The sequence below is a fragment of the Niallia sp. M35 genome, from assembly GCF_050971705.1.
In the GTDB taxonomy this organism is placed as follows: Bacteria; Bacillota; Bacilli; order Bacillales; family Cytobacillaceae; genus Niallia; species Niallia circulans_A.
Genome location: NZ_JBPCEP010000004.1, coordinates 349918 through 365690 on the forward strand (window position 1 = coordinate 349918; position 15773 = coordinate 365690).

General features: G+C 33.6%; 14 protein-coding genes and 1 tRNA gene. 6 read left to right on the forward strand and 9 right to left on the reverse strand.

Features of this window, described 5'->3' with window-relative positions; all coding sequences use genetic code 11:
- Window positions 1-82: 82 nt before the first annotated feature.
- Window positions 83-1819: an adenine deaminase gene (gene ade / locus NiCM35_RS07410; protein WP_123258115.1), complete on the forward strand. Its 1737-nt coding sequence runs from the start codon at window positions 83-85 to the stop codon at window positions 1817-1819.
- A 540-nt stretch (window positions 1820-2359) separates the two neighbouring features.
- Here ade and NiCM35_RS07415 read toward each other — a convergent pair.
- From NiCM35_RS07415 to gsiB, 3 genes are all read right to left on the reverse strand, one after another.
- Window positions 2360-2680 carry an 8-amino-7-oxononanoate synthase gene (locus NiCM35_RS07415; protein WP_123260655.1) on the reverse strand — a complete coding sequence of 107 codons (321 nt, stop codon included), beginning with the start codon at window positions 2678-2680 and terminating at the stop codon, window positions 2360-2362.
- Entirely contained in the window at window positions 2677-3591 is a 915-nt protein-coding gene (locus NiCM35_RS07420; RefSeq protein WP_338068401.1) for an HD domain-containing phosphohydrolase, read from the reverse strand. Before NiCM35_RS07420 ends, NiCM35_RS07415 begins: the two co-directional genes overlap by 4 nt.
- A gap of 533 nt (window positions 3592-4124) precedes the next feature.
- A complete protein-coding gene (gsiB, locus tag NiCM35_RS07425; RefSeq protein ID WP_123258113.1) occupies window positions 4125-4496 on the reverse strand; it encodes a glucose starvation-inducible protein GsiB in 372 nt (123 codons plus the stop codon).
- A gap of 125 nt (window positions 4497-4621) precedes the next feature.
- On the opposite strand from gsiB, the gene NiCM35_RS07430 reads away from it, so the two are divergent.
- Window positions 4622-4990: a type III secretion system effector protein gene (locus tag NiCM35_RS07430; protein WP_095330610.1), complete on the forward strand. Its 369-nt coding sequence runs from the start codon at window positions 4622-4624 to the stop codon at window positions 4988-4990.
- A 252-nt stretch (window positions 4991-5242) separates the two neighbouring features.
- Here the strand turns inward: NiCM35_RS07430 and NiCM35_RS07435 are convergent, their stop codons facing one another.
- Both NiCM35_RS07435 and NiCM35_RS07440 read right to left on the reverse strand, forming a co-directional pair.
- A complete protein-coding gene (locus NiCM35_RS07435; protein ID WP_123258112.1) occupies window positions 5243-5992 on the reverse strand; it encodes an NADPH-dependent oxidoreductase in 750 nt (249 codons plus the stop codon).
- Window positions 5993-6153: 161 nt separating this feature from the next.
- The gene (locus NiCM35_RS07440) at window positions 6154-6936 is read right to left on the reverse strand and encodes an SDR family oxidoreductase (protein ID WP_433779059.1); all 783 of its coding nucleotides are present in this window, start codon (window positions 6934-6936) and stop codon (window positions 6154-6156) included.
- Between the two features lie 188 nt (window positions 6937-7124).
- Between NiCM35_RS07440 and NiCM35_RS07445 the strand changes: the two genes are divergently transcribed.
- From NiCM35_RS07445 to NiCM35_RS07460, 4 genes are all read left to right on the forward strand, one after another.
- Entirely contained in the window at window positions 7125-8120 is a 996-nt protein-coding gene (locus NiCM35_RS07445; RefSeq protein WP_095330615.1) for a zinc-dependent alcohol dehydrogenase family protein, read from the forward strand.
- Window positions 8121-8204: 84 nt separating this feature from the next.
- Window positions 8205-8438, forward strand: coding sequence for a small acid-soluble spore protein Tlp (tlp, locus tag NiCM35_RS07450; protein ID WP_047942182.1), 234 nt, complete (start codon window positions 8205-8207; stop codon window positions 8436-8438).
- Between the two features lie 226 nt (window positions 8439-8664).
- Complete coding sequence (locus NiCM35_RS07455; RefSeq protein ID WP_095330616.1) at window positions 8665-9837, forward strand: beta-ketoacyl synthase N-terminal-like domain-containing protein; 1173 nt, start codon at window positions 8665-8667, stop codon at window positions 9835-9837.
- A gap of 1 nt (window position 9838) precedes the next feature.
- Complete coding sequence (locus NiCM35_RS07460; RefSeq protein WP_095330618.1) at window positions 9839-11560, forward strand: ATP-binding protein; 1722 nt, start codon at window positions 9839-9841, stop codon at window positions 11558-11560.
- Window positions 11561-11648: 88 nt separating this feature from the next.
- Here the strand turns inward: NiCM35_RS07460 and nspC are convergent, their stop codons facing one another.
- The 4 genes from nspC to NiCM35_RS07480 form a co-directional block, all read right to left on the reverse strand.
- Window positions 11649-12788: a carboxynorspermidine decarboxylase gene (nspC, locus tag NiCM35_RS07465; protein WP_123258107.1), complete on the reverse strand. Its 1140-nt coding sequence runs from the start codon at window positions 12786-12788 to the stop codon at window positions 11649-11651.
- A 10-nt stretch (window positions 12789-12798) separates the two neighbouring features.
- Entirely contained in the window at window positions 12799-13998 is a 1200-nt protein-coding gene (locus tag NiCM35_RS07470) for a saccharopine dehydrogenase family protein (RefSeq protein ID WP_123260965.1), read from the reverse strand.
- Between the two features lie 262 nt (window positions 13999-14260).
- Window positions 14261-14336 (reverse strand) — tRNA-Ala (locus NiCM35_RS07475).
- Window positions 14337-14592: 256 nt separating this feature from the next.
- A complete protein-coding gene (locus NiCM35_RS07480; RefSeq protein ID WP_095330622.1) occupies window positions 14593-15285 on the reverse strand; it encodes an MgtC/SapB family protein in 693 nt (230 codons plus the stop codon).
- Window positions 15286-15773: the final 488 nt, after the last annotated feature.

The following is a 15773-nucleotide window of genomic DNA, read 5'->3' on the forward strand; positions in this document are numbered from 1 at the left end:
AATAGTTTCATCTCTTTTTAAGAGGTAATGTATTAATGATAAAAATTTGAATATTCAGAATAAAAATGAGGGGGATTCAGACTTGAGAGCTAAATTGGAAAAAAGAATTAGAATTGCTGCCAAAAAAGAGCCAGCTGATATAGTAATTACGAATGGTAAAATTGTTAATGTTTTTACAGGTGAACTAATGGACGGGGATGTAGCAATTGCAGATGACAGAATAGCAGGAATTGGGAGCTATCAAGGAAAACAAATAATTGATGCCGAAGGTAAATATATCGTTCCGGGCCTCATTGATGGCCACGTACATATAGAAAGTAGTATGCTTACACCGCAGGAATTTACCAAAATATTATTATTGCATGGTGTAACGACTGTTATAACAGATCCACATGAAATTGCAAATGTGGCAGGGGCAGCTGGGATTCAATATATGTTGGATGCCTCGGAAGATCTTCCAATAGATATTCGCGTCATGTTACCATCTTGTGTTCCTGCAGTTCCAGAGGACTCAAATGGAGCGACGTTATATGCAAAGGATTTAGCACCATTTTATTCACATGATAGAGTACTTGGATTAGCAGAAATAATGGACTTTCCCTCTGTATATGAAACGCAGTCAGATATGATAGATAAATTTATTCTGACAAAAAAACATAATCGTTTAATGGATGGTCATGCTGCTGGAATTGAGCGAGAGAAATTAAATGTATATAGCGCAGCTGAAATTAGAAATGATCATGAAGCAACGACACTGCAAGAAGCAAAAGATCGGCTAGATTTAGGGATGTACCTAATGATAAGAGAGGGAACGGTTGCGAAAGATTTAAAGGCTTTATTACCTGCGATAACCCTTAGAAATTCACGAAGATGTTTGTTTGTAACAGATGATAAATTGGTAGATGATTTAGTGGAAGAGGGGAGTGTGAATTATAGCGTACGATTAGCGATAGAAGAAGGATTAGATCCGATTATTGCTATTCAAATGGCCACCATTAACGCTGCCGAATGTTTTCAGTTAGATTCAATTGGGGCAGTTTCTCCAGGTTACCGCGCAGATCTTCTACTTTTAGATAATCTTGAGGAATTTTCCATTCATAGTGTATATAGAAACGGTCAATGTGTGGTGGAAAAGGGAAAATTAAGAAGAGAAGTTCAACACTTTAAGTCATCCTATTTGGATACGAATTTACCGACGATAAATTGTGCAAAATTGTCATCAGCTGACTTAAAGCTGCCATTAACTTCTGAAAGCTGCCATATAATTGAAATTATTCCTAATAGTATTGTAACGAAGGAAGTAATCGAAAAGGTACAAATGGTAGATGGCTATTTTCAGCCATCATTGGAAAAGGATCAACTAAAACTTGTAGTAGTAGAGAGACATCATCAAACGGGGAATATAGGAAAAGCGATTGTGAAAGGGTTTGGCTTTAAAAGAGGTGCAATTGCCACGACCATTTCTCACGATTCCCATAATATTGTTGCAGTTGGCACAAATGATCAGGATTTACTTTCTGCTATTCATGAGTTACAAGAAATAAAGGGAGGAATAGTTGTAGTATCAGAAGGTAAAGTAGTTGCGGCCCTTCCCTTACCAATAGCTGGATTGATTTCTGATCAAGATTATTTAACCGTGTACGAACAACTAAAAATATTAAATCATAAGGTCCAAATTCTGCAAGGGTATGATACTTTTAATCCATTCTTGACCTTATCCTTTTTATCATTAACTGTAATTCCTGCCTTGAAATTAACGGATAAAGGATTATTTGACTTTCAATCATTTTCCTATAAAGATGTATCTCTTAATCTATAATAGTTTTTTATTTTTTAATCTTTTGTTCATTATTTGTTCATAATTATTCGGTATTCTATAAACAGGTTAAGAGTTTCCCCTCTTAAAATATATTTTACCCGAAAGAGATTTCGGGTTTTTTTCATACTTAAATTTAACTCGGGGTAAAAATTACGATACTTTCCATGAGTAATTATAAATTGCATGTTTAAAATTGCTAAAAAAAGAGAATAATTTTATAAAGGTATACAAATTAATAATATAAGCAAGGAACTTATAAGAAAATCAGTAATAATGAAAGCGTTTTCTGATATAATAAATGTATAGATCTACTTACTAATAAGGAGTGGATAACGATGGAAGAACAAACAAACTTTTTTAATGGACTTAAATGGGGAGTCATTATTAGTATCCCATTATGGGTTTCATTTTTTGGATGGCTAAAGTTACTTATTAATTTTACGTAAATATGGAAGTCTAGGTAAAGGCTATTAGGATATAAGGATAAGAAATGAATAAAAAAGCATCGAAAACTAATTATGCTTTCGATGCTTTTTTGTATTAAGCTTGCGGAAGTGGAGGGTCGATTCCTAAAACTTTTTCACCGTCAACAGTTAACCATATATAGTAACGGTCAATTTCTTTACCAAGGATTTTTTCGATTTTTGCGATTACTTTTTCTTGAACGTCAAAAGAAATCTGGGCAGTCTGTTCACCTAGTGGTACATTTTTAAGTCCAAGTGCATCTGCAATTTGTCTTGCTTGATCATAAGAGACTTCGATGTATTTGTCATACTCAGGTAAGTAAGCAGCTTGAGCAGGCTTTACTTGAAAGGATACAATTAATACAACAGCTAATAAACTCCATACTAATTTTTTCATAAGCTCTCTCCCTTTTCATATTTAATTATTTCTTCTTTTAGTGCTATAAAAGTATCGACCACTTTGGGGTGATACATAGTACCCCGGTTATTTAAAATTTCTTGAAAAGCTTCTTCGGCAGATTTACCTTTTTTATATACTCTGTCTGTAGTCATTGCATCAAAGGAATCAACAACCGATATAATTGCAGATTCGATGGTAATCTCATCTTCTTTCAGACCTTTCGGATAACCTTTTCCATCATATCTTTCGTGGTGTTGTTCCACAATTAATCCAACCTCACAAAGAACAGGTATCTTTGTTTCTTCTAATAAATCTCTACCAAATGTGGTATGTTTCTTCATAATTTCCCATTCTTCTTCTGTTAGTTTAGTAGGTTTTTGTAAAATCTCTAAAGGAACTCTAACTTTACCTACATCATGAAAAAAAGATGCTAAGTTTAATCTTGTTATCTGTTTTCGATTAAGGTTTAATGCCTCTCCTACTAACATTGAATAGTTTTTAATTCTTTCACAATGATCTACTGTATAACCATCTTTTTCTTCTATGGAAATAGCAAGTTCCATTAAATCTTTGGAACATTGACTATAATAATGAAAAACTGGTTGACTTGTGATATATATAAATTCAGTAATTTCCTCAGCGGTAAAAATACTATATTTTTGAATTGGGCTCTCAAAAAATGCTTGACCTGCTTTCATTTCAATAATATTTTCATCAGTCCGATGGGATAGTTTACCAGAAAGTATATAAAAATACTCAAAACCATCCCAGTTATCTTCAGGAGTCATTGCCCAACTAGAACCGGGTTGTAATCTATGATAGATTACTTCGGTCCCATCTCCAGCGGCCATTAACGAAATTTGGAGACCTTTAAAATAAACGGTTTCTATAAACTCACCTGCATTCATGATGCCCACGATTTTACTCCCTCTCTCTATTTACAATAAAATAGATTAATATAATCTATAAAAATCTCAATTATAGTTATTTTAAATCATAAATAATGTTATTTTAATAGGTATATTAGATTATATTATATTTATCGTGTTAAAGGGAGTGATCAACGAATTTTGTAAAACTTAACAAAAATATTTTATCAAATGTTTTATGGGAATAATAGCATTAAATTACAAATTTCCTGAACAAAGATATAATATGGAAAAGAAAAGGATGGGAAAAGCGTTTTTTGATATTTATTAAGTGCTAACAAATATCAAAATCAAATCTTTTGAATAACTTTTCTGAATAAAATATGATATAATATAATAATGTAAAAGGACTGACCTAATACAAAGATTTGATCTTGTACAGGTCAGCCCCTTAAATGGTTGTTGCTCAGTTTTTATCCTTCATTACTTTAGTTAATTAACTTGTTTTGGTGGAATTTCTATTTGATTGTTACCCATATCCTACTATGGGTGAGTGGATATTACTGTATCCATTAATTATTGTCGTTACGTGAATTTCCACCTTTTCGACCAATTTCTTGGTAGAATTCTTTGTCGTGGTTTTCAGAAGTAGCTTCTCCACCCTTTTTACCAATTTCTTGGTAGAATTCCTTGTCATGGTTTTCAGAAGTGGTTTCTCCACCCTTTTTACCAATTTCTTGGTAGAATTCCTTGTCATGGTTTTCAGAAGTGGTTTCTCCACCTTTTTTACCGATTTCTTGGTAGAATTCTTTGTCGTGGTTTTCAGAAGTAGCTTGTCCACCTTTTTGTCCGATTTCTTGATAAAAATCCTTGTCGTGATTTTTAGAAGTAGCTTCTCCGCCTTTTCTACCTGCTTCTTCTCTGCTCATTTTGTTGTCTGCCATTTCTATCACTCCTATTAAAGATTTTTAATTAACGTTACATTGGTTATATAGCCGAATTTGAACATAATAAACATAAATATATATTTTTTTAGTGTAGAAAATTTTGGTAAAGGGGATAAATGTGAATGAAAGTTACGAGAGAAAAATTTATGAACGTAGTAAAGGTTGCGGAAGAATTAGGGTGCAAGGTTGCATATGATTCGACAAAAAAAATTAGTTTTAATACAAATATGTATATAACAGTTCCTTATCAATTTTCATTGGAAAATATCTATGCACTTGCACATGAAATTGGCCATGTTATTGATTATGTGAATGGCGACCTTGATCATGATAAGTGGTTGCATGATTGGTCTTATCGTGTAAATGCAGAGATGAGTGCATGGGTTCATGCCTATAAAATATTAGAGAAGAATGCAGTGCCGTTACATCATTGGCAGACACATGTAAATGCTAAACTAGCGAATTATTTTATTCTTCCAGAAGTAATCTAAGCTGATACAAAAAAAGAGAAGCAGTTATTCCTCTTCCTTTAGTGAAGGAGAGGAATAACTGCTTTTTTTAGATGGAAGAAAAGATAGTATCTCAAGGGATAATTAAGAAGTTTTTGACTCTATATCGCGAAATGGATGGTGCGTATGTTAGAAAAAGGGCTACTTTTGAAATAAGTTTTCCTAAATAAAATAAAAAAATAGCTATTACAAAACGGGTATATGAGAACCATTTTAATAATAGCTACTTTCATTTTAATTGTTATCTTGCATATCTTTCGCTAGGAATCCTTGTTGTTTAATCATTTTAGCATTACTTGGGTAGTAGGATTTATCATAGAAGTTTGCAATGCGATTGGTCCATCCCGCTGGAGTTTCCCCTCTGTTCTTTAAATACTCGCTATATGTTTCATTATATTTTTCAAGCAGTTCCTGTTGATTTCTATCATACTTTTCTTCATGAAGAACAGCTTCCAAAGGTAGTCGAGGCTTTAATCCTGGATCTCCATCAGGGTATCCAAGACAAAGTCCGGCAATTGGAATGACATAGCTAGGTAATTGCAAGAAGTCAATTACCTGCAAAGAGTTTCGTCGTATACCACCTATGGGAACTGTTCCTAACCCGAGTGATTCGGCAGCAGTAATGGCATTTTGCATAGCCAGGCCAACATCTGTCGCCCCAATTAAGAGTGTATCAACATCTTCAATTGCTTTAAATGCTTTTCCTTCCATTTCACTAGCTAGCTTTGCTCGATAGAAATCAGCACAAAATATAAGAAAGACTGGAGCATTTTCAACATGCTTTTGATTCCCGCATAATTCAGCTAAATGTCTCTTTCTATCCTCATCACGAACCAAGATAGCTGTAACATGCTGTCCATTAGTCCAAGAAGGGGCACTTTGTGCTGCTTCTATAATTGAATGCAGTGTTTCTAAACTTATTTCTTTATCTTGATATTTACGATAAGATCGATGTTTTTTTAAATGTTGTATGATTTCATTCATCTATAAATTCTCCCTTTTTTCGCATTTTCTTTATTCTAGCATAGCACAAAGAAAAAATGTCTCTTTGAGTTCGGTAGAGTCATGATATATACATATGAGATGGATAAATAGCTTTTAACCTATAAAAAAACCTACCAGATAATAGGTAGGTTTTAGGAATTTTATAAGAGAGATTCAGCTCCATCTATATATACTTCTGTTCCAGTAATATGATTAGATAAATCAGAACTTAAGAAATAAACTAGATCAGCTACTTGCTGAGCGCTTCCGGATTGCTGGGCCAATGGTTGGTTCCCGTCTGGATATTCAACAGGGATGGTTATTTCTTTTAAGTGTTCTTCATCTTTAAAAGTATTCTTTTCTATATTTGTATCAATTGCTCCAGGGCATATCATATTTACTCTTATTTTGTATTGAGCTAATTCTAATGCTGCCATTTTTCCAAATGCGACTTGACCAGCTTTCGATGTACTATAAGCAGACATTCCGAAGTTTTTAAAAATGCGATTTCCATTAATACTGCTTGTTATAATAATACTGCCCCCATGGGTTTTCATATGGGGAATGCTATATTTAACAGTTAAAAAAGTACTTTTCAAATTTGTTTCAATGGTTGTATCCCATTCAGAGGGTGTAAGATCTTCGATAGAAGACACAGCTCCGTTAATTCCCGCATTAATAAAAACCGTATCTATTCTATTCCACTTTTTTACGGTTTCATCAATAGCTTGTTGAATGGAAGGAGGCTCTGCGACATTCGCTTCTAAGGAGATCGCTTCTTGACCTTTTTTATTAATTGTTGCTTTCACTTCTTCTAGATCATCAGCATTTAAGTCCACTAGCGCTACTTTCATTCCTTTATTTGCAAGTGAGATGGCTGCTGCTTTTCCAATCCCCGAAGCTGCGCCGGTAATTATTGCTACTTTATTTTCAAGGTCATTCATTTTAGTATCCTCCTCGATCAATATCGCTAATGATATTGTTATTATGATAGATATAAGATACTAATATCCATTTTTAATGAAATAGAAACGTTTTATGAGTTGGTAAGTAAATAATAAAAATTTTAATACTAAATTTTCGAAAAAATTGATTGGATTCGGTAATATGGAGAGAAAGGAGATGATTTTCATTGAAAGCGATGATAATTGAAGCATTTGGTGATTCTACGGTATTTAAGCTGAAGGAAATAGAAACACTTGATTTATTGCCAGATCAAGTACGTATAAAGGTAAAAGCTACCAGTGTCAATCCTATTGATCTTAAAGTGAGAGGTGGAGCGGTACCGGGAGTTTCTCCGGCTTTTCCCGCTATTTTACACGGAGATGTAGCGGGTGTTATTGAAGAAGTAGGAGAGGCAGTACCATCCTTTCAAATTGGCGATGAAGTATATGGATGTGCTGGCGGTTTTAAGGGAATGCAAGGTGCATTGGCTGAATATATGATTGCTGATTATCGACTCATAGCACATAAACCAAGAAATATCACCATGGAAGAAGCAGCTGCAATCCCCCTTGTTGGGATAACAGCATGGGAATCTTTATTTACTAAAGGTTGTTTAAAGAAAGGAGATAAAATCCTTGTTCACGGTGGAGCAGGCGGAGTAGGTCATATCGCCATTCAGCTCGCTAAATGGGTTGGAGCCGTTGTCTCTACAACCGTTTCAACCATGGAAAAACAAGCGATTGTTAAAAAAATAGGTGCAGACCATATTATTAATTATCGAGAAGTATCAGTGAAAGAATATGTTGATAAATATACAGCTGGAAAAGGCTATCCGCTGATCTTTGATACTGTCGGCGGTAGAAATCTAGACCATTCATTTGAAGCAGCTGCTTTAAATGGAAGTGTTCTAACAATTGCTGCTAGATCCACACATGATTTAACTCCTTTACATTCGAAAGGGCTTTCGTTACATGTAACATTTATGCTTCTCAAGATGCTTAATGAGGATTCGCGAATAGAGCATGGGAATATTTTACGCAATATTACGAAGATAGTAGAAGAAAATAAGTTAAAGCCCTTCCTTGATAAAAAAACATTTTCTTTCGAGGAAATAAGTAAAGCGCATGAATATCTAGAATCAGGCAATGCTGTCGGAAAAGTAGTGCTTGTAAATAAATGGTAGGCTACATTTGTTGAGAAGCTTTGTATAAAAAATTCCGTAGATAACCAAAATACATACGTAGTGTATTAGGAAGGAGGAATCATCATGAGTTATCAAAAGCCCAACCCTGATAATCGTTCTGATAATGTAGAAAAATTACAGGACATGGTACAAAACACGTTAGAAAATATTGATAAAGCGGAAGAAACGCTGGTAAATGCTAGTTCTGATGAAAAAGAAATGATTCAACAAAAGAATAAAAGAAGAGAAGCTGCAGTTCAGTCGTTTAGAGAAGAAATCCAAGATGAAGCATCTGATAGAGAAAATGGGTATCAGTAAGTAAAAAGGATTAGCATAGGCTGCACGTTAGATTTTAACTTTATAAGATAGAATAAAGCTAATTATTTTGTACTTGAAGAAATTAGCCAATTTATCTTATAAGGTGGAAATGCTTTCGTGCAGTTTTTTATTTGTTTTGTGGCAATTTAGAAATTTCTCGGAATTTACTGCTGTAAAACGATTTTCATAGTAATATATATATGAATACTTTTATAGGAGAATTAAGATGAAAGCAGTTATTACTGGAATGGGAATAATAGGAGCAGGATTTTCCAATATAGTAGAGTTTATGACAGTGCTTCAAAGTAATAAAAGTATGTTGAAACAGGAGAAATATGAAGGGAAATACATATACACAGGTAGAGTGAAGGAAGAGCAAATAAACAAGGTACATAAAAGGCAAGAAAAAATGTCTAAACCTGTTCGAATGATTCTCCATGCATGTAAAGAAGCAATAGAACAGGCCAATATAAGCGTTAGAGACTATCGAACAGCAGTCATTGTCGGTTCTTCGGCTGGTGGCTTAGCAGAAATCAGTAAAGCTACTTTTTCTTTGGAAAAAGGCAAGAGGCTTTCTCCTTATACTATTGGAAATATGAATGCTAATTCTCTATCTTCTAGTATTAGTGCTTATTTGCAGTTAAATGGTATAGCATTATCATTGGCAAATAGTTGTACATCGGGTATAGATGCATTAAATTTAGCGAGAATATTAATTGAGTCAAACCAAATTGATGTTTGCATAGTTGGTGCTAGTGATGAATCAATTTGTGATCCTATAATAAAAGGGTTCCTTCCACATCGTGTTTTACAAGCTGGAAATAAACCTCAACCCTCTTTTGGGCCATTTTCAGGTGGGAAAGGATTTTCGATTTCGGAAGGAGCAGGTGTTTTAATTGTTGAAAATGAGCAAGTCGCCATTCAGCGTCATGCATCCATATTAGGAAAAGTAGAAGCTACAAGTGTAACACAGGACGCTATTTCTCCTTTTCAGTCAGACTCAACAGGTTTGCTTATGGAAAAAGCAGTTGCTGAATGTTTACAGGAGAATATGCCAACCTACATAAATAGTCAGGCTTTAGGAATAATGGAAAATGATCATATTGAAATCGGTGTATATAAGAGGTTTTTTGAAGGATCTAAGATTCCTATTACATCCATTAAGGGAACGGTCGGGCATGCTATGGGAGTTTCGCCGCTTTTTCAAATAATAGCTTCTTTAATAAGTATCAAAAAAAGCTTTATTCCTGCAACCATAAGTCAGGAAATAAATGATTATTATCGAGATTATCCAATAGTGACACAGCTAATTACAGAAGATGTTGATCGCGTTTTAGTAACAGCACATGGATATGGAGGAAATAATGGGTGCGCGATGATAACAAAAGGAGGAGCATAAAGTGGAAGCTATATTATTATTGATGGTTTCGTTAGTTCCACTCATTATTTCTGTGACTATTATTTTTTATTCACAGTCTCAATTAACAAAAGCCTTATCTCTTTTCTTATGTATGCTCTCCTTCTGGCAAATGGATATCGCAGTTTTATATGCAGGAGATTTCTTAAGTCAGGGGACAATCGAACTCTTATTTAAAATATTCCGGCTAGGAACCATTTGTATAATGCCAGTTATGTATTATTTTTCATATTATTTAGTAAGTGAACATAAAGAGTTTAAACGATTTAGAGTATTGTTTAATAAACCATTTTTATACGTTTTAATTTTATATAGTTTATTTGCCTATTTTATTAATTTTACTAGCCTTGGTGTGAAGGATTTTATTATAATGGATGGAAATTTACTTTCATCTAAGTATATTCTCCCGATTTACGGAAAGTGGAATGTATTATTCATCTTAAATATTGTTTTATTATATTTGAACACTATCATTTTATTGGTGATTTCCTTTAAAATTAGGGATCCCATTTATAAAAGCTTTTATATCAAATTTGTAATCGCTGTTTTAATCATCTATATTAATGGTGTATTTAGTGGTTTTATTTTTATTCCATTATTTTTCTCTAGTTTTAACTCTTTGATCGCGGCCGTTATTTTATTTTTAAGCTTTTTTCAAATGCAATCGACACACTTGAATAATATGAATGCAGAGTTATCGAGGCAAAGTGAGTTACTCGAAGCTATTATGGATATAAACCCGAATTATTTATTAGTTAAAAATAAGAAGGAACAAATAGTAAAGATGAATCCGTCCTTCTTAGAACTATTATCGCTTGAAAACAATAATTGGTTAGGGCGTCCATTTTCTTATATAGAAAAACGTATTAATATGGAGACAGACGAACCACATCGATTTGTCGATAGCAGCGGGAAGAACTATTTTATTACTTGGGGGAAAAAAGAACTTATACATAGTACTGGAGAAGAATATCATATTTATTTTGGACATGATATTACGGATCAGAAGCATAATGAACAACTAATGATTTCTTCTGAAAAATTAAAAGTGGTAGGAGAGATGGCTGCTAGTGTTGCCCATGAAATTCGAAATCCGTTGACAACTATTAGAGGGTTTATCCAGCTTTTGAAGGAAAAAAACGATGCATCGGGTTATGAAACGATATTACTAGATGAAATTGATCGGATTAATGAAGTCTTAAAAGAGTTGCTTATACTTAGTAAGCCTGAGGCGAAAGCAAATGATAATAATGCTCTTCCGAGTACAAAAGTATTTTTAGAATTAAAAAATCTAAAAGTCCTATTTCATGCTCTGGCTAATGAACAAAATAAAGAGATCATCTTAGAAAATAGGGAGAATAAAGAATTAATAGCTTCTATTGATAATTCTCAATTTAAACAAGTTTTATTAAATATATTGAAAAATAGTATAGAGGCAGTTGCACCTCAAACAGGGAAAGTGAAAGCGATACTCGACCAAAAAGATGATTTTTGTAGAATTAGAATAATTGATAATGGAGACGGAATAAGTAAAGAAAGGCTAGCTAGGATTGGAGAACCATATTATACAAGCAAAGAAAAAGGAACTGGAATAGGCTTAACGATATGTCTAAAGCTTCTCAAGCAAAATAAGGGAGATATGGTAGTGAAAAGTAAAGAAGGATGGGGAACCGCAGTTACCATTGTCTTACCTTGTTTTCTTTAAAGTGGTATAGAGAGTTGAAGTAACAAATAAAAAGCGGATGTTTAAGGAGAAAACCTCTTTTAAACATCCGCTTTTAGAATCGTTTCAATTAAGATAAGCGATTACTGTAATCTTCGAAGACAAACTGGCGAATAACTTTTAAGCCTTCTTCTTCATTATAAGAAGCAATAGAAGGTAAATTAACACCGTTAAACATATGGTTTTTAACCATTGTATAGTGGGCCATGTCACAGAAGACAATTTTATCGCCAGGCTTTAGTGGCTCTTTGAAAGAGTAATCCCCAATAACATCTCCGGCTAAGCAGGTCATGCCGCCAAGTCTATAGGTATATTCATTTTCGCCAGGCTCTCCAGCATCAATAATATTAGGTCGATAGGGCATTTCAAGTACATCTGGCATATGACAGGTTGCTGATGTATCAAGTATAGCAATATCCATTCCATTATGAACAATATCAAGGACAGTGGATACTAAGTAACCTGTATTCAAAGCAATAGCTTCACCTGGTTCTAAATAAACATCTACATTATATTTTTCTTTTATAAATAATATGGATTCAACTAAAGTTTCAATATCATAATCTGGACGAGTAATATGATGTCCTCCACCAAAATTAATCCACTTCATTTTTTTTATATATTCGCCGAACTTCTCATCGACTACTTTTATCGTGCGTTTTAAAGTATCCGAATTTTGCTCACACATCGTATGAAAATGAAGTCCATCTATTCCATCTAATTCTTCTGGATTAAAGTTATCCAAGGTAATACCGAATCGAGAGTATGGAGCACATGGGTTATAAAGCTGTGTCTCAATTTCTGAGTATTCAGGATTGATTCGAAGACCTACATCAATTTTCTTCTCAGCATTTTGCACCTTATCTTTAAACCGATTCCACTGACTATGCGAATTAAAGACGATATGGTCAGTATATTGAAGTAATTCATCAAACTCGCTTTCGGCATATGCAGGTGCATACGCATGTACTTCTTTTCCCATTTTCTCATAGCCAAGTCTAGCTTCGAATAACGAACTGGATGTTACTCCTGCTAAGTATTTACCTACTAGAGGAAATACAGAATGCATGGAAAAACCCTTTAATGCAAGTAGAATTTTTGCTCCTGTACGTTCCTGTACAGACTGTAAAATTTCTAAGTTTCTTGTTAAAAGACGCTCGTCCACTACGTAACTTGGTGATGGAGCTTGTGTAAAATCAATCTTTTTCATTTCATTCCTCTCAATCTATAAGAGTTGGAGAGAAGTTCTCCTGCCATGGTAATCCATATTTATTTAAAGCATCCATGAATGGATCTGGATCAAATTCCTCTACATTGTATACGCCTGGACGCTTCCATTGACCTTTCATGATAAGCATGGCACCAATCATCGCTGGAACACCAGTTGTATATGAAATTGCTTGAGATCCTACCTCGCGATAACACTCTTGGTGATCACAAATATTATATACATAATAAGTTTTAGGCTTTCCATCTTTTGTACCTTGAATGATACAGCCAATATTAGTTTTTCCTTTTGTTCTTGGTCCAAGTGATGCAGGATCAGGAAGAATTTCTTTTAAAAACTGTAATGGGATAATCTCTTTTCCTTCATAATTGATTGGTTCAATAGATGTCATTCCAACATTTTCAAGAACCTTTAAGTGGTTTAGATAATTATCAGAGAAAGTCATCCAGAAACGGATTCTCTTAAGTCCTTTAATATTTACTGCTAATGATTCTAGTTCCTCATGGTATAAAAGATAAATATTTTTAGGACCAATTTGGTCTAAATCATATTCTCTTTTTTCAGAAAGCGGTGGTGTTTCGATCCATTTGCCGTTTTCCCAATATCTTCCGTTCGCTGTAATTTCACGAATGTTGATTTCTGGATTAAAGTTTGTAGCAAATGGATAGCCATGGTCTCCACCATTAGCATCAACAATATCAATATAATTAATTTCATCAAAATGATGTTTTTGTGCATAAGCCGTGAAAACACCTGTTACTCCTGGATCAAACCCACTTCCAAGAAGAGCAGTTAAGCCAGCTTCTTCAAATTTTTGCTTATATTCCCATTGCCATTTATATTCAAATTTAGCTGTTTCAGGTGGTTCATAGTTTGCAGTATCTAAGTAATGTACCCCTGTAGCTAGACACGCATCCATTATAGTTAAATCTTGGTATGGTAAGGCAACGTTGATTACGATTTCTGGTTTAAAGCTATTGATTAACTCAATTACTTCTTCCGTTTTATCGGCATCTACTTGGGCAACAGAAACCTTTGTTTTGCCACCATCAATTTTATCTTTAATTGCTTCACACTTTGAAAGTGTTCTGCTTGCAATGCAAATTTCTTCGAATACATCCGGTACTTGACAGCATTTATGTGCGACAACACTTGCCACTCCGCCAGCACCAATAATTAATGCTTTTCCCAACATGAATAACCTCCTTTAATACTACCTAAAAAATTTCAATAAGGCTGATTATACATAATGTGCGTCAAATAATCTATATAATCCGGTAAAATATAAAAAAAATTTAATGAAAATTTATAGACTGGAAATCCAGTTGTAAAGTTAGGAGAGAATAGAAGGGCTTTAGCAAATGATTTATTGTGGGAACAAGAGGATACTTTTCCCCTTTTGTGAAACGAAAATAAAAAAAACGACTATTGTCGTCGTTAGAGTATGAAAAATATGGTGGAGACTATCGGGATCGAACCGACGACCTCTTGCATGCCATGCAAGCGCTCTCCCAGCTGAGCTAAGCCCCCATAATAATATCTATATACATTATACAAAATTAAATAAAAACTTCAAGTGGTTGAATGAATTATTGAATTGGAATGAATAGAACACTATATTAATCTAATCGATTAGCTTAGATTTATTTAGAATTATAGAGCTGAAAAATTTCAATATAATGAAGGAATATATGTAAGGGTATGTCTATTACCTACTATATAGGCTGGATAAAAGAAGATGGTTCAAATGAGGAGTATATGAACCTTCTTCTTTTTAATGATTGGATCAATTTAAACTCTCTATTTCAATTTCCTTCACACCATGAATTTCAGAAATATCTCTATAAACATCAGTTATTTCTCTTTTTTGATCAACTATGATAATAAGGTAAATTGAATGTTCTCCCGTTTCTAAGTCTTTAATTCGTATATGTTTTATTCCTGTTCTTAAATTACGTATCGCTTTAATAATAGTTGAGACGTTTTCTTTTTGATCAGCTTTTAGTTTTACTTTAATTTCTTTTTCTCTCAGCTGACGAGGACCAATCATACTCATAAAAATTGGTATGAATTTAACACTAATTAATAGAAGAGCGACACCAATTAAAGCTTCTACATAATAACCAGCTCCAACGGCAATACCTATGCCTCCTGCTCCCCATATTAATGCTGCTGTAGTTAATCCGGAAATACTATCATTTCCTCTTCTAAGTATAACTCCAGCACCTAAAAAACCGATACCAGAAACAATTTGAGCCGGTAAACGCAAGGGATCCATTTGGATGTTAACTTGATCACTACCAGGGAATTTATAGGCTGCTTCAATCGAAATAATAGTTAATAAGCAGCTAACAATACTTATTACAAGACTGGTTTTTAGACCAACAGGTTTACGTTTAATTTCTCGCTCTAATCCTATGATCAATCCGAGACCAGCTGAAATACCTATTTTTAATAAAAAATCTATATTGATATCCATCTATGTTTCCTCTCCTGTATTTATTTATTGTAGTCAAGTGTCGTGGTTGATTATTAATTCTCACTATATAAAGAACAGGAAATTAAACAAGGCTACAATGTGCAAGGGAAAAAAATCGAAATACAATCTTACGATTTTTAAAAACCTAAAGTATAATATCCTATAATGGTTTATTGTAAACACTAAATATTAATAAAGTGTATGTTATTTGAAGAAAAACATTCTTCTTATAGAAATGATACTTCTTTTTAATTATGAAATATTTTTTTTAAAAAGTATTGACGGTTAACTTCAAACAATGTTATATTAATATCCGTCGCTGAAACAACACGAAATGTTAAAGTAAATGATGAAAAAGATTTTAAAAAAACTATTGACAATGAAAGTTGATAGATGTTATATTAGGAAAGTCGCTTCTTGAGTGACTAACTAAATTGCTCTTTGAAAACTGAACAAACAAACGTCAACAATAATCGTTTTATAACTAA

What these genes read in the sequence shown, in the direction of transcription:
- NiCM35_RS07415 (WP_123260655.1), bottom strand. Translation starts at nt 2,680, where the DNA reads ATGAAAAAATTAGTATGGAGTTTATTAGCTGTTGTATTAATTGTATCC.
- NiCM35_RS07420 (WP_338068401.1), bottom strand. Translation starts at nt 3,591, where the DNA reads ATGAATGCAGGTGAGTTTATAGAAACCGTTTATTTTAAAGGTCTCCAA.
- gsiB (WP_123258113.1), bottom strand. Translation starts at nt 4,496, where the DNA reads ATGGCAGACAACAAAATGAGCAGAGAAGAAGCAGGTAGAAAAGGCGGA.
- NiCM35_RS07430 (WP_095330610.1), top strand. Translation starts at nt 4,622, where the DNA reads ATGAAAGTTACGAGAGAAAAATTTATGAACGTAGTAAAGGTTGCGGAA.
- NiCM35_RS07435 (WP_123258112.1), bottom strand. Translation starts at nt 5,992, where the DNA reads ATGAATGAAATCATACAACATTTAAAAAAACATCGATCTTATCGTAAA.
- NiCM35_RS07440 (WP_433779059.1), bottom strand. Translation starts at nt 6,936, where the DNA reads ATGAATGACCTTGAAAATAAAGTAGCAATAATTACCGGCGCAGCTTCG.
- tlp (WP_047942182.1), top strand. Translation starts at nt 8,205, where the DNA reads ATGAGTTATCAAAAGCCCAACCCTGATAATCGTTCTGATAATGTAGAA.
- NiCM35_RS07455 (WP_095330616.1), top strand. Translation starts at nt 8,665, where the DNA reads ATGAAAGCAGTTATTACTGGAATGGGAATAATAGGAGCAGGATTTTCC.
- nspC (WP_123258107.1), bottom strand. Translation starts at nt 12,788, where the DNA reads ATGAAAAAGATTGATTTTACACAAGCTCCATCACCAAGTTACGTAGTG.
- NiCM35_RS07480 (WP_095330622.1), bottom strand. Translation starts at nt 15,285, where the DNA reads ATGGATATCAATATAGATTTTTTATTAAAAATAGGTATTTCAGCTGGT.